This is a genomic window from Marinoscillum luteum (genome assembly GCF_044005705.1).
In the GTDB taxonomy this organism is placed as follows: domain Bacteria; phylum Bacteroidota; class Bacteroidia; order Cytophagales; family Cyclobacteriaceae; genus Marinoscillum; species Marinoscillum luteum.
In genome coordinates this window covers 62,291-82,461 of sequence record NZ_JBIPKE010000014.1, presented here as the reverse complement: position 1 = coordinate 82,461, position 20,171 = coordinate 62,291, and the positions used below count along the sequence as shown (strand labels likewise).

Here is a 20,171-nt window from a genome sequence, read left to right as displayed (position 1 = left end):
ACTAGTTTACCCAATAGTCGGGAGGGATCACCTCGGCGTAGAATGAACAATCTGTACAGCCCCTGGAGTAAATATCTACTGAAGGGGGAAATGTGTAAAGGGCGTAAATGTTACCGTCGTATAACTGAAGGTAATAATAGGCACTGTCTGGTACTGTGGAAATGCGCTCGGTGTAGAGGCAGCTATAGGGGAAATGGCCCGCCCTCAACCGCTCATCCAGGTCACGGTTGTAGAAAAACCTCCGTTTGCTGGAAACTCCCGATACCTCAAAATATCCCAGAACGGACTCCTCGGCATTGTCTACAGCATGAATATTTCCGAAGATGGATCCGGTTTGTTTGTCAAAAAGCGAACCGCCGGATTCATTGTTTTCCCTCAGCCGCTTATAGAATAGATAGGCTGATTCCGAAATGGCGTATTGCTTGACCAGGAGCGCATAGCGGGTGCGTAGATGGGGGAGTTTTTCGCTGACGAAGCGCACCGGAAACTCAGCCATGCGATTTTCACTGGAGCCAACCGAGGTACCATAAATAAGCGAGTTGGAATAATACTCCTGGTAGCAAATCCCCTTTGGGGTATCCAGAGGCACGATGACCGTATCGGTATCCGAAACCACCACCTCATAATGAGCCGGGTATGGTACCTGTATTTTATAAGCTTCTTCCCATTCATATCGATAATGCCTGGTTTCTCCGGTATCATCATGGGAGTCTATGAAAAACTGAATGCCTCCCACATTCTGCTCGTCAGCGTCATTGGGCAGTTGGGCATATTTTCCATAAATACTGTCTATCTCAGGCGAAGCCTTGAGCAACTGCTCATCGGAGGTATAGAGGGAGCCATCGGGCATCTCCACAAAGAGACTATAGCGATTGCCCACCACCCCACGAAATGCAGGAGGTGAAGTGTACACTCCCGACTCTGACGGGCTGAAGTCTGTTCTGAGTCCGGCGCCATCCATTACCCACACCTGGGCGTCAGCCACTGTCTCTGCAGAGGTCTCCTCCAATGGAAAAGTATAGGTAATGCTGACTTCATAGGGACCTGGTTCGTTGGTCACTGCACCGTCTATCACCAGCACCTTCTCATAGGAGAGTGGATCAAAGTCATAGGGTTTTACGCACGCCACCACAGAGCCAAGGGTCAACAGCAATATGAGGTATTGTTTTTTCATTCGGCTCAAAACTTAAAATTATATGAGAGTGTTGGGATGGGGTTTCCAAAGACAATGAGCTGTGAGCCCTGTATTTGTCCGTTTTTCACATCAAAGAATACCGAAAAGGGATTGTCTCGTCCGGTAAGGTTGTAGATGGATAATGACCAGAAGGAGTGTGATAGTTTTTGAATTTTGTGGTTTCCTTCCAGGTTGATCCCCAGGTCTATTCTGAAATAGTCAGGAATTCTGAAAGCATTTCTGTCTGAGAAGTGAATGTTTTGTGACCCTTTGAAGTCAAAGGCTGCCACGGGAAATGTGACCGGCCTACCGGTGTTGTAGGTGGTGTTTAGTGAGAAACTAAACCTTCGCGTGAGCTTGTAATTAGCCACCAGATTGATGGTGTGCGGCTTGTCATATCCGGTTGGAAAGAATTTTCCATCATTGACGATCTCTTCCTGAAAGTTCCCATCGAGTTTGATGAAAGTTCGGGCATAGGCATAGTTGAGCCAGCCATTGAGTCGGCCCGATTTGGTAAGGGAAAACTCAATGCCATACGATTTTCCAGGTCCCTGCAGCACTTCCCGTTCTATTTTTTGATTGAGTAAATAAGTAGAGCCCGTCTTGAAGTCTACCAGATTTTGTAGCAGCCTGTAGTAACCTTCTATGGAAATTTCCACTCGGTTTCTAAACATGTTTCGATAGTAACCCAGTGCCACCTGATCGGCGGTCTGTGGTGCTATGTGCTCACTGGAAAGCCTCCAGGTGTCTGTGGGCGATAGTGAGGCTGAGTTGGACAAGCTATGAATGTATTGCCGGGTGCGGCTCAGACTCAGTTTGAGAGAGCTCACATTGTTGAGGGTGTATCTTCCGGAGAAACGCCACTCTGGCCCATGATAGGTCTTGATGATTTCGCCGGGGCCATATTGCGCAGAGTCTATTTCGGTATCGCTGTTTTTGGGCAGGCCGGACTCATAAGTATATACCTTTTGGGGCCCCACGGCATTAAACATCACATACCGGATACCCCCGTAAATGGAGAAGTCATTAATTTCTATTTCGCTGGCCAGATGAATCGCACTTTCTATTCCCCTTTCACGAGCTACCTCCTGACCCTGAATGAGTGACTCCTGACCAAGGGGAATTTTTTGTCCGGGGTTTACATCATACCTTTTCACAGATGCCCCAAAGGTGATTTTGCGGTTTTCCTCCATGTAATAATCAAAATCTGCTTTGGCCGTGGCTTCATTGATGCCAAAGTTCTGGGTGAAGGCATTGGGAGCCGACTCGTCATACTGCAGGTCGTAGTGATAATCTGAATAAATAGCCGAAAATGCACCCTCCAGGTTATTGGTAAACTTATGGGTCCAGCGGGCAGACCCATTGATGTTATCAAAGGAGAAGTTGGAAAAAGAAAACAGGGTATCCGAAGAAAGCCTGAACTTGTCATGACTCACATAAGCCGAGATTCTCAGGTCATTTTTATCGTCTATTTGATGATCCACCTGGGTAATGAGGTCATAAAAGGACACGCGGTTCTCATTGAATCCGGCACTTTTTACTTTGGATAATACCCAATTGGAGTAGGTGGTGCGGCCTCCCAGTAGCAGGCTTGTTTTGTCTTTGATCAGCGGGATCTCCAGCGTCATCTTGGAGGTGATGGGGCTGATGCCACCCTGACCTTTGAATTCTGTTTTGCTGGCCGACTTGGCCTGTATGTCGAACACTGAAGACAGGCGACCGCCGAATTTGGAGGGAATTCCACTTTTGTAGAGCTCCATGTTTTCTATGGCATCCGAATTGAAAACTGAGAAAAAACCAAAGAAGTGTGAGGCATTGTAAACAGGCGCATCGTTGATGAGGATGAGGTTTTGATCAGCCTTGCCTCCGCGCACATTAAATCCCGAGGCCCCCTCGCCCACTGTTTGCACGCCGGCTTTGGTGGTGGCAATTTTCAAAATATCATTTTCCCCAAGTACGATGGGCACGGTCTTTACTTCTTCAATATTGATTTTATTGACGCCCATCTGCACACTTTTTACATTGATGTCCCTGTCAGACTCAATGGTCACCTCTTGCAGAGCAATCACGTCTACATCCATGTCTATGTTGAGTTTTCCGCTGGAGAACAGCACCACATTGCGTTGGGTGGTTTTCATTCCCACGTATTGTATCATGATCTTGTGTTTACCGTTGGGCAAAGTGAGGGAGTAAAAACCACTCTCATCCGAGGAGGTAGCAGTGAAGGGTTCGGGGAGGTACACAAGGGCACCCACCACGGGCTCACCATTTTCTGCGCTCTTTACATACCCTGCGATGGTAGAGGAGCCATTTGTTTTCATGCTATTTCGATTGCCGATCTCAAACACGTAGTTTTCCAGATCAGACTGGTCATCGGTCTGATCCTGATATTCGCGGGCGAAAACGAGTCCTTTGGCGATGCCACCAGAAACTTCGGACGACTGACTGAAAGACTGAAGGATGGTAGGTTGATTAATGACCACCGCATTGTTGGTAATAATGATTCGCCCGTCGATCTGGTGAAAACTGAGTGTGGAGCCCTCCAACATGGTGGCAAGCGCAGTGCTGATGGGTGTCTGGCGAAAGACGGCCGTGACTTTCACGGAGTCCACCCATGGCTGATGATAGAAGAACTGCAAACCGCTTTGCTGCTCTACATCCTCAAAAACTTCCTGCAATGGCCGGTCTGAATAATCACCGGTGACAACCGGCCCTGTGGCTTGGGAGAGCGCCTGCCATGAAGCCATGGTGAACATTATGCCAGTCAGGATGGTGCTAAACTTCATTGGTTGGTGGGTGCATTAAGTAGTTGGTTGCAAAAGGAAATAAGTTGAATCATATCCGATTCGTATTCCGGCTTTGCTTTGATCTGGTTGGCTTTGATGAATTGTCTTATTTCTTTTTTGTAAGGCTTGAGCAATTTTATCACTGTCAGTTTCGACCTGAGTCTGTAATATTCCCCCAGGTATTGGATGATGAATTTGTCTGCAGTCACGTAGCTGATGACCCGATCGGTCTCAGTGATTTTAATGCGTTTGGCAAAAAGCTGCAGATGCTCGCCCATGTACATCTCATCGAAAAAGCCTTCGCCAAAATGAAGGACCGGTTCATGAATGTAACGAAACGTATGACCGGAGTACTCAAACCACTCCACGTCCTGCTGGATCAACTTGATAGCCTGGGAATGATAGTTATAGTTAGTAGGGTGGCGAATCAGCAGCAGGTCGGATTCAATGTCATAGCTCAGATAGATGCCTTCATATATCTCACCACGGTATTTCAATCGGTTGGCGATCCACTGACTGTCGTCAAAAAACTGGCTCGTTTCTCTGGACTGACGTTGAATTTCCTGATATTCACCAAGCAAAATACCGGTTTTGTCTACTCCCAAAGCTTTGTCATGCCAGGCATAGATATTTTGGTTCAGATCAAGGCCGTCGATTGAATATTGGGCTGTTGAAGGAAGGTTGGTCAGGAGCAGTAAAATGGAAATAATTCCAAATTTTATGCATGAGGTATTTCTCATATCCGCAATGATATTGGGGAAATATTGATTTTGGTGGTTTTTTGGTATCCATTTCCTGTATCTAATGTATTTTTTGATAAATGGCGGATATATTGGTGCTGGCGGTAGCATGAAACTTCAAAAAAATTAAAAATGTGATCAGAATTTCAGAATGGATTGATGGGGTCAATGAGTATGTTGGCAAGAGCGTGAGCTGGCTGAGTCTCCTGTTGGTGGTAATTATCATCATAGATGTGGCGCTTCGGTACACCTTTCACATGACCTCTTCGGCTTCTTTCGAGCTGGAATGGCACTTGTTTGCTGCCCTGTTTTTACTCTCTGCCGGGTGGACACTCCATCAGGACAAGCATGTGCGGGTAGATGTCTTTTATCAACGATTTTCGGATCGTCAAAAGGCCGTGGTGAATTTGATCGGGTGTTTGTTTTTGTTGATCCCCCTCTGTGTGATAGGCATTGGCGAGGGCTATCAGTTTACTAAAAATGCCTACCTGATGGGTGAAACCAGTCCTGATCCTGGCGGCTTGCCAGCCAGATTTATCATAAAGTCGACGATCCCGGTTGGCTTTTTACTCCTGGGCTTGCAGGGTGTTTCCATTATTTTGAAATCGCTGAAGACCATCTTGAGTCATGATTGAGTATCTCCCGATTATTTTGTTTGCCACCATTTTTGTCCTGATCCTGTTTGGCTTTCCGGTAGCATTTACCCTTGGAGGCCTCTCGGTGTTGGTGGGCATTGTGGTCTTTGACGTAGACTTCTTTTATCTCCTGGCACTCAGGGTATATGGTACCATGCAAAACTTCGTCTTGCTGGCGGTACCCTTGTTTGTTTTTATGGGGATCATGCTGGAGAAATCCGGGATCGCCGAGCGCCTTCTGGAAACCATGGCGCTACTTTTTGGCAGGTTCAGAGGTGGCTTAGCCATCTCTGTGGTCATTGTGGGGGCTATGCTGGCTGCCTCCACCGGTATCGTTGGTGCCACGGTGGTCACCATGGGGTTGATTTCCTTGCCCACTATGCTGAAGCGTGGATATGGCCCGAGGTTGAGCACCGGAGTGATTGCTTCTTCCGGTACCCTGGGGCAGATTATTCCCCCTTCGGTAGTATTAGTGCTGCTGGGTAGCGTCCTCAATGTGCCGGTGGGTGACTTGTTTTTGGCCGCCGTGATTCCCGGGGTTGGTCTGGTAGTCTGTTACGTACTTTACATTGTTATCTATGCGCAGGTATTTCCCGGTAGGGCGCCAGCCATGCCCAAAGCTGAAGTGTCTGCCTTTCGGGAAAGGGGCTTTTCCGGAGAGTTAGTGAAGTCTTTTGTTTTTCCTTTTCTCCTGATTCTGGCGGTATTGGGGTCCATTTTTGCAGGAATTGCTTCTCCTACAGAAGCCGCCGGAGTAGGAGCCTTTGGGGCCATATTACTCACACTGTCACAGCGCAAGCTCACTATGCCTGTGCTGAAAGAGGTGATGAGAGAAACCACACTGCTTACCTCTATGGTCTTTATGATCCTGGTGGGCGCTACAGCATTTTCCCTTGTATTCAGGGGCCTGGAGGGCGATAAATTATTTCTGGGATTGATAGAGCGGGCAGATATGAGTCCTTATGCTTTTCTCTTTTTGGTGATGGTACTGGTGTTTGTGGCCGGTTTTTTTATAGACTTCATCGAAATTGTTTTCATCATAGTGCCTGTGGTAGCACCTCTTTTTGTGGCCATGGGCATAGACCTGATCTGGATTGGGATCTTACTGGCCGTCAATCTGCAGACTTCTTTTCTTACCCCTCCGTTTGGTTTTGCGCTTTTTTACCTGAAAGGCGTGGCCCCACCAGAGGTGAAAACCAGCCACCTTTATCAGGGAATCATCCCTTTCGTGCTGATTCAGATTGCTTTTTTGATCTTGCTGGTGATTTTCCCGGAGATGACCAGCATGTTGCTGTAGAGACGGTGACTGCCTATTTGGATCGGTCCAATGCCTGCTCTACATCAGCAATGATGTCGTCCATATGCTCCAGGCCTACGGATACTCTCACAAGACCGGGGGTAATGCCCACGGCCAATCTCTCCTCTTCGGAAAGTTTGCTATGGGTGGTAGAGGCAGGATGCGTAGCAATGGTACGCGTGTCACCCAGGTTGGCAGACAGTGAGATCATTTCCAATGCATCGAGAAACTTTCTGCCCTGATCAATTCCCCCTTTAAGCTCAAAAGTCACTATACCACCACCAAGTCGCATTTGCTTTTTGGCCAGCTCGTACTGTGGGAATGATGGTAAAAACGGATACCGAACCTGCTTGAGTGCCGAATGCCCTTCCAGGTGTTGAGCCAGTTTCAGGGCATTGTCACAGTGCTTGTCCATGCGCACGGCCAGGGTTTCCAGACTTTTGGACAGCAGCCAACCGTTGAAGGGTGACATGGATGGACCGGTGTGTCGCGCCATAAATTTGATTTCAGGAAAGAGCTCCTCAGTAGTAACAATGGCCCCACCAATTACCCGGCCCTGTCCATCGATGAACTTGGTAGCCGAATGAGTGACAATGTCTGCGCCCCATTTGATAGGGTTTTGCAGGTAGGGCGTGGCAAAGCAATTGTCCACATTTACCAGAATGCCTTTGGACTTGCCAAGCGCACAGATTTTCTCCAGGTCTACCAGATCCAAAGCAGGATTGCTTGGAGTCTCGAGGAAGATCATTTTGGTGTTGGGCTGAATGGCCTTTTCCCAGCCAGCATCATCCAGAATATCCACATACGTGCTGGAGATGCCCCATTTGGGTAAGAGTTTGGTGAGAATCTGATGCGTGGATCCAAAAAGTGAACGCGATGCTACCACATGGTCGCCACTGCTGAGGAAGGCCGCCAGACTGGTAAACATAGCGGCCATTCCGGAGGCCATCGCCATACCCGTTTCGGCGCCTTCCAGCAGGCATAGCTTCTGGATAAACTCGTCCGTGTTCGGGTTGGAATAGCGAGAATAAATATTTCCTTCCTTTTCTTCAGCAAATAGCGATCGGGCGTCCTCCGCATCGTCAAACTTGAAGCTGGAAGTCATGTAGATAGGAGAAGAGTGCTCTTTTTGAGAAGATCGCTCTATTTGATGTCTTATTGCCGCGGTTTCGAACTTTTTGTCGCTCATCGGATTTATCTTTAGGGCTCGTTATAAAAAAGCGGGGTGATTTTTTTGGAATGCAAATATGTAAATAAACCTTAAATCTAAAGTAGTGAAAGAGATAAGCGTAAAAGAACTGAAACAAATGATGGATAGTGGTGAAGATTTTCAACTCATCGATGTGCGGGAGCCCAATGAATTTGAGGTGGCCGAAATCGGTGGGGAATTGATCCCATTGTCTACTGTGCCAGACAACGCAGATAAGTTCTCAAAAGAGAAAAAAGTGGTGGTGCACTGCCGCAGTGGTAAGCGAAGTGCTAATGCCATCCAGTACCTGGAGCAGCAGCATGGGTTTGACAACCTGTATAACCTGGCGGGAGGAATCCTTGCCTGGTCAGATGAGATAGACCCAAGCGTGCAGAAATACTGAGCTGTCACCAATGAATATTTGACGAAACACCGCTGTAAGGCGGTGTTTTTGTTTGGGGCAGAGTAGAGGCTGTTTTCCTGTTTTTGTCTAGTTTTATATTAGATTAAGATTATTCTACCCAGCTGCCTAAAGTATGTCTAATTCATTTCCGGCGATCGCCCGCTACGGCTTCTTCATCCTATGGTTTTCCTATAGCGGATGTATGGGGCAATCCAGCGAGTCGTATCTGCTCAGTTTATACAATCAGGAGAAGTATCAACTCGTGGTTGAAAAGGCGGATTCTATTTTGAAAGGAGAGCCAGAGAATCTGTCCAGAATTTATCAGATCAAAGCCGATGCCCTTTATTTTCTCAACCAGGTGGAGGAATCCCTTGAGAATTACCTGCTGACAGTGTCGGTGCTGGATGAGTATCCGCTGGATACGGTTTACCTGATAGAGAGCTACAGTCACACAGGATTTACTTACAAGTATCTCGGCAAGTATCTGGATGCCATACCCTACTACAAGATGGCCCTATCTATATGTCGGGCGGCCGATGACTCATTGGAGATATCCAATCAATTGGCTCATTTGGGCACTTTGTATAGTCATTTGGGTATGTATCAGGAATCAGCCGCCTATTACAACGAAGGCTATGCGATTGATTTTGCCCTAAATGACAGCACCGCCCTGGCTTATGACCTGGTTAATCTTGGTGATTTGAAGTGTTCTATCATGGAGTATCCTCAGGCAGTTGACTATTACAAAAGAGCCCTGAAGGTAAAGAGCACCAAAGCGGGCAATCACAATACCCATGTACTTCGTTTAGGAAAATTAAGTGAGGCCTATTTAAAAATGGGAGAATTGGATAGCGCCACTTTTTATAGCCGAATGGCAGAAGAAGCGGCCATAGACCTCAATGACAGCCTGAGTCTGGCCAAACAGTGGATTACCAAAACCAAAATTTTCAATGCAAAGGGGGAATTTCCGGCCGCTACCCGTGTAGGAAATTTATGCTACAATTACTTCAAAGAAGTGGGGCAGGGTCAGTATCAGGTGGCATCTGCTTTGGCGCTGGCCCAGGCTCATAATGGCCTGTCCAATAAGGACCGGGCAGACTATTTATTGATACAGGCTGCACTTATTGCGGAAGAAAACGGCCTACTCGAAGACCAGGCACTGGTCTATCGCGAAATGGCCAGCGAACAGGAGCGCTATGGTAATCAGAAAGATGCGTTGACTTACTACAAAAGGTATCAGGCCATCAGAGATACTTTGTCTAAGCGAGATAAACAGAGGGCAATTTTGGTGTTGGACAGAGAATATCAAACCAATCAAAAAGAGCAACAAATAGCCTTGCTGGAAGCCAAGGCTCTGGTGGCTGAGCTTCAACTGGCCGAGCGCAAGCAAAACATTGTGCTTTTGCTTACCGTGATTTTTTTATTGCTGGTGGTGGGGTTGATTGTGATTCTTTCAATTCGAAGAAGTAATAGGCTTCAGAAAAGCTTGCTCACGGCTCAAGTCAATGAACTTCGACTTCAGATCAGGAGCCTTGTGGATGGAAGTGCGGAGGATCTTGGAATTGAAATCCAGCAACTCAATGACTCTATTCAGGATCCGCTCTCGGAGAGAGAGCTTGAGGTGTTGAAGTTTGCGCTTTCCGATCTTACCAATACAGAAATTGCGGAAAAAGTGTTTGTTTCCGTCAATACCGTGAAGTTTCACCTAAAGAATATTTACTCCAAACTCGGGGTAGCTAACCGCAAGGAAGCCCTGAAGATGGCTATGAAGTCTTCATCTAAGTAGTTGATAATTAATTAGTTGCAAAAACTACCCGGCCGGGTAGGTGCAAAACTACCCCATGGGGTTAGGTAATTTTTTGGATTCTGTGACCACTTTCACTGTCACAAACCGAAAATTTATTTGCCCTATGAAAAAGTTCCTAACCATTCTAATTCTGACATCTGCCGTGGCTACTCATGCGCAGAATGTGACGATTCCTGACGCCAATTTTAAGGCGGCCATTCTTGCTCATAACCCGACGATTGATACCAATGGAGACAATCAGATTCAGGTGAGTGAAGCCGAGGCTTTTACCGGAGAGCTCAGCGTTTTCAATAAAAGCATTGCTGATCTCACGGGCATTGAAGCCTTTGTAAACCTCACCAAACTCAATTGCGGAGCTAATCAGCTTACAGCCCTGGATGTGACCGCTAATATAGCCTTGACACGCTTGTTTTGTTATAATAATCAGCTTACGACACTAGATGTTACTCAAAATCTCTTGCTGGATACTCTTAATACTTTCAATAATCAGTTGAGTACCATTGATGTGAGTCAGAATGTAGCGCTGAAATATTTACATTTTGGAAGCAACAATATCAGCAGTATCGACTTGAGTCATCTCACAGGGTCACTCAAAGTCCTGGGCTATGGAGGCAATCCTCTGAGTTCATCTTTTGATTTCACGTCTTTTTCAGAGCTGACACATCTGTATTGCAATGATAGTGAGTTGACCACTCTGGATGTCAGTGGTCTGACCAATCTGCAATACCTGTTCTGTCAGAACAATAACCTCACCAGCCTGAATGCCAAAAATGGCACCGGGTCAATTATTTACCTCTACACACTCAACAATCCAGCACTTACCTGCATCCAGGTAGATGACCCGGCAATGAATGGAGTTACCCTTTATGTAGATGCCGGGGTGAGTTTTGATGACAACTGTGCCGACCCAATAGTAGGGATTCCTGACGCCAATCTCAAGGAAGCATTGCTGACTTACACTCCCGATATTGACACCAACGACGATGGAGAGATTCGCCAAAGCGAGGCTCTGGCCTACACCGGGGCACTGGATCTCAGTGGACTGGGTATCTCCACAGCACTCGGCATAGAAGCTTTTGAGAATGCCACTTCCCTTAATCTGTCTGGTAATGCAATCAAGGTGTTGACTTTGAGTGAGAATGCCGCCCTGACAACTGTAAACGTAGCAAACAATGAGCTGTTGATTCTTTCGGTGGCCAATGGCAACAACACCAACTTTGTAAGTTTTGACGCGACAGGGAATGACGACCTCACGTGTATTACGGTAGATGATGCGGATTACTCTACTTCCAACTGGACAGATATACCTGCCGGAGCAGGGTTTGATGTGAACTGTGTGCTCAATATCCCCAATACGAATTTTAAAAATGCGCTGTTGGCCCATAATCCCGTCATAGACACCAATGATGACGATGAGATTCAGGTAAGCGAGGCTACATCATTCAGTGGGGCATTGGAGCTATCTTATAAGAGCATTACCAATCTGGCTGGTCTGGAAGGGTTCGGAAAGATCTCCACATTAAGTATCAATGGCAATACGATTTCCGAACTTGATCTTAGTCTTAATCCTTTTATTTCCCAATTTTCGGCAGAGTATTGTGGATTGACGGATTTGGATGTCTCCCAAAACGCCTATTTGAAGTCTTTGTACCTCTCAAACAATGCCCTCACAACCCTGGACCTGAGCAATAATTCTCAGTTGACCACACTTTATATCTACAACAACGACCTGACAGGGCTCGACTTAAGCCAAAACGATAATTTGTCCACTTTGTACTGTCAGGGAAATGAGTTGACCACTCTCTCGCTCTCCACAGAAGCCACATTGTTGGTATTGGATTATGGAAGAAACCCACTGACAGGAACTTTCGATTTTACGCCTCATACCTCATTGATTACGTTGGGATGTGATGGCGGTGAGTTCACTTCATTGGACGTGAGCATGTTGCCCAATTTGAGGAGTCTCAACTGTAATAATAATCTGCTCACAGAACTGGATCTGTCTGCCAATCCTGACATATTTAGCCTAAGTGCCTTTAACAATCAACTGACTACCTTCGATCCCAGCGGACTGCCACTGTTGAGCCAACTTAATTTGGGTGATAACTTATTAACTACCCTCGATTTGAGTAATTCTCCGGCTCTCCAGACTGTTCAGTTGCCAAATAATTCGTTGAGTTCGCTCGATTTTAGCAATGGGAATGCTCTGAACTATCTGGACTGCAGGAATAATGAACTTACCTCTTTGAATATCAATGTAGGAAAAAATGTCAATTATCTGAATGCCACAGGAAATGACGATTTGACCTGTATATCGGTGTATGATGTTGATTTTGGAGCTACTTACATCAATGTTCCCGCTGGAGTTGGCTATGACCATAACTGCGATGACCCTTCCATTAATGTAGTAGATCCAAAGTTACTGGAGGCATTACTAGCCTATGAGCCAGCTATTGACCTCAATGCGAATCAGATCATCGAAACCAGTGAAGCTGCGGTATTCACAGGGGCCTTGGATTTGTCAAGCCTGGGGATCCGTAATGCTGCCGGACTGGAGGCATTTAGTAGCATTGATGCGTTGATACTGGATGATAACGATTTTCTGAGGCTCGACCTTTCTGAAAACAGCTCCCTTGAGTCGCTCAGTGCGCAAAATGTGGGATTAACTATCCTTAAGCTAAACAATGGCAACAATGAAAATTTTACTACACTGAGTCTGGCAGGAAATCCTGACCTGCTGTGTATCAATGTGGATGATCCCACCTATGCTGAAAACAACTGGGTTGGCATCCCGGAAGGGGTGGGCTTCAGTACCGATTGTGCAGTGAATTTTGAGGATGAAACTTTTAAAAATCATGCGATTTTCAAGGGATACGATCTCAATGATGACGATGAGATACAGCTGAGTGAAGCTGAGGCGGTGACCGGAAAGCTCACTGATGGCTATAGCCATAGCAGCATTGGCGGCATTGAGGCGTTTCAGAATATCACAGAGCTAGATATCAACTCCACTTATCCACTATTTACTGTGGATCTCACCGCCAACCACAAGCTGATCAAGATCTATGCTGCCAGTGGATACCTCTCTTCACTAGACCTAAGTATGAACCCCAACCTCACACATATTGACCTGGATAACGCGCGTATGACATTCCTGGATATCAGGAATGGGCACAATGATAAAATCACTGTCTTCGAAGCCCGTAACATCGGATATATAGACCAAAACCTCACCTGTATCAATGTGGATGATGTAGATTATTTCTATGACAACTTCTCTGACATGGTAGACGAAGAAGTCTTCTTTGACACTAATTGTGATGATCCTCTGGTGGTCATTCCAGATGCCAATTTCAAGAGTGCTCTTTTGTCCATGATAGAGGACAATGGAGATGGAGAAGTCAGAATGAGTGAGGCCGAAGCTTTTGAGGGGACAATAGATGTGAGTGGAGAAGAAATTGCCAGCCTGGAAGGGATTCAGTACTTCATCAATGCCATTGGGCTGGTGGCGGATAATAATCTTTTGACAGCCATCGATGTGCGCAGAAATAGGGCCTTAATCTCGTTCAGCGCAGCGAATAACAGTCTGACTGCATTGGATGTGGCCAACCAAAACAATGAGAATTTCACAGTATTCAACGCCACAGGCAATCCTGATCTCACCTGTATCAAAGTGGATGATCCGGCATATGCGGAAGCCAACTGGACCAATGTGGATGAGGGAGTTGGGTTTGCCAGGTATTGTGATCCCAATGACGTGGTTTACATCCCGGACTATTATATGCATACTAGCCTTTATGCCGCAGATGTGAACAGCAGTGGAGATATTACTTATGCTGAAGCGGATGCATACACTGGTTTAGTGACAATTCATTCCAATACCGAGGACATCACCGGGCTGGAGGCCTTTACCAACATCTCCGGAATCCGCTACTCCGGTAGCCTGATAGAAAACTTTGATTTCTCTCCACACCAGGCACTCACAGAGATCAATATCTATGGGTCGCATAATGTTCAGTCTGTTGACTTCAGTCAGAATGTAAACCTGGAGGTGCTTTCCCTAAGTAATATTGAGTTGGGTGGGGTGGATTTGACCACTTATCCCGAGTTGAACAGACTGTATCTGAGAAATTGCGGGATCGCTTCTATCGATCTTTCATCCAGTGTAAACCTGGAAAACCTGAACCTCAGTGACAATAGCTTGACAGGAATTGATCTTAGTGCCAATACCAACCTGGCTTACCTGTATCTGTATGGCAATCCCCTGGCGAGTATTGATTTGTCGGCGAATGAACTGTTGGTAGAGGTTGATCTTTCAGGTGCAGAGATCACTACGCTGGAAGTTTCCCACCTGTCCCTGCTCGAAGACCTTAGGCTGGAGGGAGCCAAGAAACTGACCTCCCTGGATGTGTCTCAAAATGAGCTGCTGTATTTACTCTATGCATCAGCCAACGGTTTGGAGGGAGGAGATCCTACTCCTGAAGATTATGGATCGCTCACACAAGTGTTACTTCCCAAAGGAGGGGAATTATCAGATGTCACGCTGGATTATCACCTACTGGAATCCATTGACCTGAGTGGGATGACCAATTCAAGTCTTAACGTTTACCTCAGGGGAAACAAGTTAAAGTCTGTGGACTTCACTGGTGTGACTGGGTCTGATTTCTTTTTGGACCTCTCTTTGAATGACTTGGATTCGATCGATCTGTCAGAGATCACTGGTGTTAACGCTGTTGTAAACCTGAATGAAAACCCACTCAAAAAAGCAACCCTGGGAAGTGTCTATGAGGTAGCACTGGAGGACAACCCTGATCTGTATTGTGCACTAGTGGATGATGTGGCATATGCCGAGGCGAATTATTTTTACGATGAACAGCTAACTTTCACTACCGTAGCCTGTGAGAATTTTGAGGCTGAGATTTTATCCTTTGACCTGCCTTTTCAGGAGGGAGATGAGGTGATTGATGGTGAGAGTGAAACGATCATGATTTCTGTGGAAGATGGCACGGATGTCACCAGCCTGGAGCCCACCATCGAAGTGCCACAAGGAGCTACCGTTTCACCTCTTGGTTCGCAAAACTTCACTGATCCTGTGGTTTATACGGTCACCTCTGAAAGCGGATTTTTCACCAAATCTTATACCGTTTCGGTCACCGTGAAATCTCTCCAGTCTATCACCTTTGAAAGCATACCCGATAAAATCTACGGCGATGAAGCTTTTGATATCTCCGTGTTTGCTTCCTCCGGACTTCCTGTGGATCTGAGCTTTGTTACGGGTGAAGACCTGATTTCTCTCTCGGAAAATGAAATAAGCATCCTTGGAACAGGTTTGGTTACCCTTCAGGCCGATCAAGCCGGCGACAGTGAATATGCAGCAGCAGTTTCTGTTCAGAGGAGTTTTGAAATAAGCCCTGCCGTACTCACGGTGACTGCAGCAGACGCTGAAATCACCTATGGAGAAGCCATTCCCTCTCTGACCTATACCATTTCGGGGTTTGTCAATGGAGAGGATGAGACAGCACTCGATGACAACCCAGAAATCAGTACCCCCGCTACCGCCGAATCCGGTGCCGGTAATTATGCTATAGAGCTGTCTGAAGGCACAGCCGACAATTATACGTTCCTATTGGAAGAGGCTGTGCTCACCATTGGTAAAGCAGACCTCATAGTCTCTGCTTTGGATCATGAAATGAAGTATGGTGAAACAGTAGGTAACCTTGCCTATGAGATCGCCGGATTCATTACTGGTGAAGATGAAACAGACTTGACTACACTACCCATTTTGACCACAGGAGCCAGTTCTGCTTCGGCAGTTGGCACCTATACCATCAATGTGAGCGGAGCGGCATCAGATAATTACAATTTCACTTATGAGCAGGCTGTACTGACCATTCAGAAAGCGCTTTTGACAGTGACTGCTGATGATCAGTCTATCCTTTATGGCGAAGATCTACCTGAGCTCACCTACGAAATCACGGGGTTTGCCAACAATCAGGATGAAAGTGTTTTCACCAGTCAGGTGATTATTAATACCGCGGCCACCAGTACTTCGCCGGTGGGTGATTATGACATACTGGTATCAGGCGCTGAGGCTACCAACTATGCATTTGAATTTGTCAGCGGTATTTTGACTATTGAAAAACTGGATCAGGTCATTTCCTTCGCGGCCTTACCCGATGTAGTCTATGGAGCGGAACCTATTGTTCTTTCTTCTACCAGTACGTCAGGCAATGACGTGGAGTTTACCCTGGTCAGCGGTCCGGTGGTTAAGAATGGAAACCTGTTGACGATAACCGGAGCAGGATCTGTGGTCATCGAGGCCACTGTAGACGCGGATGATATTTACCATGCCGCCAGTACAGTGTCACGCACCTTTGACATTACACAGGCGACACTGACCGTTACCGCGGAGAGTGAAACCATGACATATGGAGAGAGTCTACCGGAGTTGAGTTATGAAATTGCCGGGTTTGTGTATGACGAGGATGTGACTGCATTGGCTTCCGTGCCGGAAATCACAACGGAGGCTACGGCGATGAGCCCGGTTGGAGAATACCTCATCACAGTGGCCAATGGTGCTGCCGCGAACTATGTGTTTGTGTATGAAGCCGGAATACTTGAAGTGAATCCAGCACAGCTCACCATCAGTGCCGATGATCAATCTCTTATCTATGGAGAAGCCATTCCTGAGCTGACCTATACCATTTCGGGGTTTGTGCACAGCGAAGATGCTACGGTGCTTGATGTACTTCCGGTGATGGCCACCACCGCAGAGGAGACTAGCGGAGCAGGGACTTATGAAATTACCGGTTCCGGAGCGCTTTCGGGGAATTATACATTTGAGTATGAGTCTGGAAATCTGACCATCGGTAAAGCAAACCTTCAAATCAGTGCTGATGATCAATCTCTTATTTATGGAGAAGCCATTCCCGAACTGACCTATACCATTTCCGGGTTTGTACACGGCGAAGATGCCACGGTGCTTGATGTACTTCCGGTGATGGCCACTACGGCACAGGAAACCAGCGGTGCAGGGACTTATGAAATTACCGGATCCGGAGCACTTTCTGGTAATTATACATTTGAGTATGAGGCTGGAAATCTGACGATTGGTAAGGCAAACCTTCAAATCAGTGCTCATAACCAATCCATCACCTACGGAGATCCTATCCCTCCACTCACCTATACCATCACCGGATTTGTGCATGGCGATGATGAGTCCGACCTGGAAATCAGCCCGGTGTTGACCACTATTGCGACAAGCTCTTCTGATGCTGGAGCATATACCATCAAGGTGGATGGCGCAGCTTCATCAGACTATGAGATATCCTATGAACATGCCGTATTGACCGTCGGCAAAGCAGAAGCCTTGATTACACTGAGTGAGCTGGAGGTAGGCTATAACGGCAGTCCGCAGAGTCCTGTGGTCACCACTACCCCGGAGGGTCTGAATTACATCATCGAGTTTGCCGCAGGTAGTGAGCCTTCGGAGGCTGGAGCCTATGATTTCAAAGTGGTGATTGATGAAGCCAATTACAAAGGAAACGCTGAGGGAGTATTCACAATCAGCCGGCCATTGTCTGCTCTCAATGATGTGCAGGTTGAGGTCTATCCAAATCCGGTATCAGAGCGTCTGTTCATCAAGGGACTGGATCAGGAAGTAAATATTACCATCATGGCTTTGGATGGTCGCATGGTACACCAGGAGATATCAAAGGACACAGTAGAGGTTTCTCATCTTCCGGGAGGGGTCTATATGCTGGCCATACAAACCCTCAACAGAAAGGTACTAAGGCGAATAGTCATTGACTAGGGCAGCGCTGACCACTTGGTTGGCTTTATTGGCGGCTCCCAGGGAGCCGCCTTTTTTTATTCGCTTAGGGATTATCCGATCTGATCGTAGAACACTTTCTCACTAATGTCCATCCACGGCTTGATCTGCTTTCTGAAAGCGGAATAGTGCTCGTAGACTTTTTTGGACATGGGGTCAGAAGCGGTAAGTTCTTCCAGCACTTCTTTGGTGGCTTCCTTCAGGCCTTGCATCACCTCGTCAGGAAAAGGCCTCACATCCACCTTCTTTTCTTCCAGTATTTTCAGGAGATACTCCCCGTTTTTGGCATCAAATTCTGACATCATCCAGCGGTTCAGTCTATAGCATGCCGTTATGATGATTTCCTGAAGGTCTTCCGGCAAGGCCTGATATTTTGTATTGTTCACGATCATCTCCAATACCGGCCCCGGCTCATGCCAGCCTGGATAATAGTAGTATTTGGCTACCTGATGGAGCCCCATTTTATAGTCGTGATACGGGCCAATCCACTCAGTGGCATCAATCACACCGCGTTCCAGATTGGTATAAATCTCGCCACCAGATACGAGCATCGGTGTCCCCCCTGCTTTGGCAAATACTTTTCCGCCCAGTCCAGGCATGCGCATTTTCAATCCCTTAAGGCTTTCCAGAGAATTCACTTCTTTATTGAACCAACCCCCCATTTGCACTCCGGTGTTGCCACAGATAAAAGGTTTCAGATCAAAAGGCGCGTACAGCTCATCCCAAAGTTTCTGGCCGCCTCCCGAAATGATCCACGAGCCCATTTGCTGAGCATTCATCCCAAAAGGCACGCAGGTAAAAAAAGGTGCTGCCGGAAGTTTACCCGCCCAGTAATATGCCGCTCCATGGTTCATCTCCACGGCTCCATTGCTCACTGCATCAAAGCCCTCCAGAGCCGGTATGAGTTCTCCACCTCCATAGACAGTGATTTCCATCCGACCACCAGACATCTTCCTCACCCATTGGGCCATCATTTTGCAGCCCTCACCCACCACGGGAAAGTTAGGGGGCCAGGTAGTGGTCATTTTCCACCTGTAGGTATTGTTGAAATTGATGTTGATGGATTTCTTTTCTTCAGGCGTGCAGGCTGCCAGTCCCATTGTGCCCACCATTGCCATGGACCCACCTATTTTTTTCACAAAGTCACGGCGGTCCTTATTTCCTTTTTTGGATGTCATATTGTGGTGAAGGTTATCTTATTCCTTTTCGAATTCCAGGAACCAATTGTATAAGTCATCCCCGGCATAGATGCGGGTCCAGGCATCATGGCCCATGTCCTCATGTACCGTAAATCTTAGCTCTTTTAGGCCTAATTCCTCCAGTTTGTTGATGCCCGCATAGAAATATTTAGCCCTGACCACCGGATCTCTACCTCCTGCAAATGCCCATACGGGAATTTGATTTTCGCCGATGGGTTCCATGAGGCCGGGGTGTCCCCAGCCTACTACAGGCGCAACTGCTGCAAAAAGATCGGGGTGCTTGCTGGCCATATACCAGCTACCAAATCCACCATAGCTGAGCCCTGAGAGGTACAGCCTGGAAGCATCGGCTTTATAGTTGGTCAGCACATGATCAATCATCCAGAGGAGGTCATCTTCCACCATTGGCCACCCTACTGGAAGGCCTTCCACTCCAACATTGAAAGAGGTGTCCTGAGGATCGCCACTCATGATTTCAGGTGTGGGAAACTTTCCTGGACGAGGAGGCACGCCTGTTTCCAGTCGCTGAGGTATTTGATCGGGTGTGCGATTTCTAATATAGTCTGCCAGGCTATCCATCCCATACATGGGGAGCTGTGGAACAATTAAAATGAAGGGTAGCTCTTTTTTCTGAGCCCAAACTTCATAAAGGGGGCCGTGAGCTTTCACGTAGTCCAGCTCGGCTTTCCCGTCACCCCGTTCTCCGTTTCCATGTAGGAAAAGCAATACCGGGAAATCTTTTTCGGACTCTTCGTAGCCTGCAGGCAGGTACACGAAGAAATCACGTTCCACCTTCATGGCGGTGCTCTGATAAGGTACCCGCAGGAGCTGATCCGGCGTAGTTGATTTGGGCTGGCAGCTGGCTAGCAGAGCTATGGCCAACACGATGTATAGATTCTTCATGATTATTGGATCTGTGAACTGAAAACTGGTTGATTTTGAAAAATACAGGAAAAAAATCTATTGTGAATAATTAATCATGTGGCTGACCCGAAAATTCATTCTGATCTTGGATTATGCTGCCTTCTTGGCTTCTTTTTGCTGAAAGAGGAGTGTTTACCTGTCATTTTGTCTTGAAATAGTCCAATTTGCTCATTGGAATAGCATTTG

General features: G+C 46.9%; 11 protein-coding genes. 5 read left to right on the top strand and 6 right to left on the bottom strand.

Going from position 1 to position 20,171, the window contains the following annotated elements; genetic code table 11:
- Position 1 precedes the first annotated feature (1 nt).
- Genes ACHKAR_RS06365 through ACHKAR_RS06355 form a run of 3 tightly spaced genes read right to left on the bottom strand, consistent with a single transcriptional unit; the run spans position 2 to position 4,700 of the window.
- Complete coding sequence (locus tag ACHKAR_RS06365; RefSeq protein ID WP_395416638.1) at positions 2–1,174, bottom strand: DUF4249 domain-containing protein; 1,173 nt, start codon at positions 1,172–1,174, stop codon at positions 2–4.
- Between the two features lie 5 nt (positions 1,175–1,179).
- Positions 1,180–3,960: a carboxypeptidase-like regulatory domain-containing protein gene (locus ACHKAR_RS06360; RefSeq protein WP_395416637.1), complete on the bottom strand. Its 2,781-nt coding sequence runs from the start codon at positions 3,958–3,960 to the stop codon at positions 1,180–1,182.
- Positions 3,957–4,700, bottom strand: a complete 744-nt coding sequence (locus tag ACHKAR_RS06355; protein WP_395416636.1) for a hypothetical protein — start codon at positions 4,698–4,700, stop codon at positions 3,957–3,959. Before ACHKAR_RS06355 ends, ACHKAR_RS06360 begins: the two co-directional genes overlap by 4 nt.
- 134 nt (positions 4,701–4,834) lie before the next feature.
- Between ACHKAR_RS06355 and ACHKAR_RS06350 the strand changes: the two genes are divergently transcribed.
- Both ACHKAR_RS06350 and ACHKAR_RS06345 read left to right on the top strand, forming a co-directional pair.
- Entirely contained in the window at positions 4,835–5,335 is a 501-nt protein-coding gene (locus tag ACHKAR_RS06350; protein ID WP_395416635.1) for a TRAP transporter small permease subunit, read from the top strand.
- Complete coding sequence (locus tag ACHKAR_RS06345; protein ID WP_159584245.1) at positions 5,328–6,632, top strand: TRAP transporter large permease; 1,305 nt, start codon at positions 5,328–5,330, stop codon at positions 6,630–6,632. The genes ACHKAR_RS06350 and ACHKAR_RS06345 overlap by 8 nt, the downstream gene beginning before the upstream one ends.
- Positions 6,633–6,645: 13 nt before the next feature.
- Here the strand turns inward: ACHKAR_RS06345 and ACHKAR_RS06340 are convergent, their stop codons facing one another.
- The gene (locus ACHKAR_RS06340; protein ID WP_395416634.1) at positions 6,646–7,821 is read right to left on the bottom strand and encodes a trans-sulfuration enzyme family protein; all 1,176 of its coding nucleotides are present in this window, start codon (positions 7,819–7,821) and stop codon (positions 6,646–6,648) included.
- 85 nt (positions 7,822–7,906) lie between these two features.
- Here ACHKAR_RS06340 and ACHKAR_RS06335 point away from each other — a divergent pair, with 85 nt between their 5' ends.
- The 3 genes from ACHKAR_RS06335 (at position 7,907) to ACHKAR_RS06325 (ending at position 17,844) form a co-directional block, all read left to right on the top strand.
- Complete coding sequence (locus ACHKAR_RS06335; protein WP_159584249.1) at positions 7,907–8,224, top strand: rhodanese-like domain-containing protein; 318 nt, start codon at positions 7,907–7,909, stop codon at positions 8,222–8,224.
- 133 nt (positions 8,225–8,357) lie between these two features.
- Positions 8,358–10,010 (top strand): LuxR family transcriptional regulator, encoded by a 1,653-nt coding sequence (locus tag ACHKAR_RS06330; protein WP_221413399.1) that lies wholly within the window; start codon positions 8,358–8,360, stop codon positions 10,008–10,010.
- A gap of 124 nt (positions 10,011–10,134) precedes the next feature.
- Complete coding sequence (locus ACHKAR_RS06325) at positions 10,135–17,844, top strand: MBG domain-containing protein (RefSeq protein WP_395416633.1); 7,710 nt, start codon at positions 10,135–10,137, stop codon at positions 17,842–17,844.
- A 71-nt stretch (positions 17,845–17,915) separates the two neighbouring features.
- On the opposite strand, the gene ACHKAR_RS06320 is transcribed toward ACHKAR_RS06325, so the two are convergent.
- Both ACHKAR_RS06320 and ACHKAR_RS06315 read right to left on the bottom strand, forming a co-directional pair.
- Positions 17,916–19,040, bottom strand: coding sequence for a TRAP transporter substrate-binding protein (locus ACHKAR_RS06320; RefSeq protein ID WP_395416632.1), 1,125 nt, complete (start codon positions 19,038–19,040; stop codon positions 17,916–17,918).
- Positions 19,041–19,058: 18 nt separating this feature from the next.
- A complete protein-coding gene (locus tag ACHKAR_RS06315) occupies positions 19,059–19,964 on the bottom strand; it encodes a carboxylesterase family protein (protein WP_395416631.1) in 906 nt (301 codons plus the stop codon).
- Positions 19,965–20,171 lie beyond the last annotated feature (207 nt).

Excerpts from the sequence above, each read along its gene's own strand:
- ACHKAR_RS06365 (WP_395416638.1), bottom strand. The coding sequence starts at position 1,174 with ATGAAAAAACAATACCTCATATTGCTGTTGACCCTTGGCTCTGTGGTG.
- ACHKAR_RS06360 (WP_395416637.1), bottom strand. The coding sequence starts at position 3,960 with ATGAAGTTTAGCACCATCCTGACTGGCATAATGTTCACCATGGCTTCA.
- ACHKAR_RS06355 (WP_395416636.1), bottom strand. The coding sequence starts at position 4,700 with ATGAGAAATACCTCATGCATAAAATTTGGAATTATTTCCATTTTACTG.
- ACHKAR_RS06345 (WP_159584245.1), top strand. The coding sequence starts at position 5,328 with ATGATTGAGTATCTCCCGATTATTTTGTTTGCCACCATTTTTGTCCTG.
- ACHKAR_RS06340 (WP_395416634.1), bottom strand. The coding sequence starts at position 7,821 with ATGAGCGACAAAAAGTTCGAAACCGCGGCAATAAGACATCAAATAGAG.
- ACHKAR_RS06330 (WP_221413399.1), top strand. The coding sequence starts at position 8,358 with ATGTCTAATTCATTTCCGGCGATCGCCCGCTACGGCTTCTTCATCCTA.
- ACHKAR_RS06325 (WP_395416633.1), top strand. The coding sequence starts at position 10,135 with ATGAAAAAGTTCCTAACCATTCTAATTCTGACATCTGCCGTGGCTACT.
- ACHKAR_RS06320 (WP_395416632.1), bottom strand. The coding sequence starts at position 19,040 with ATGACATCCAAAAAAGGAAATAAGGACCGCCGTGACTTTGTGAAAAAA.
- ACHKAR_RS06315 (WP_395416631.1), bottom strand. The coding sequence starts at position 19,964 with ATGAAGAATCTATACATCGTGTTGGCCATAGCTCTGCTAGCCAGCTGC.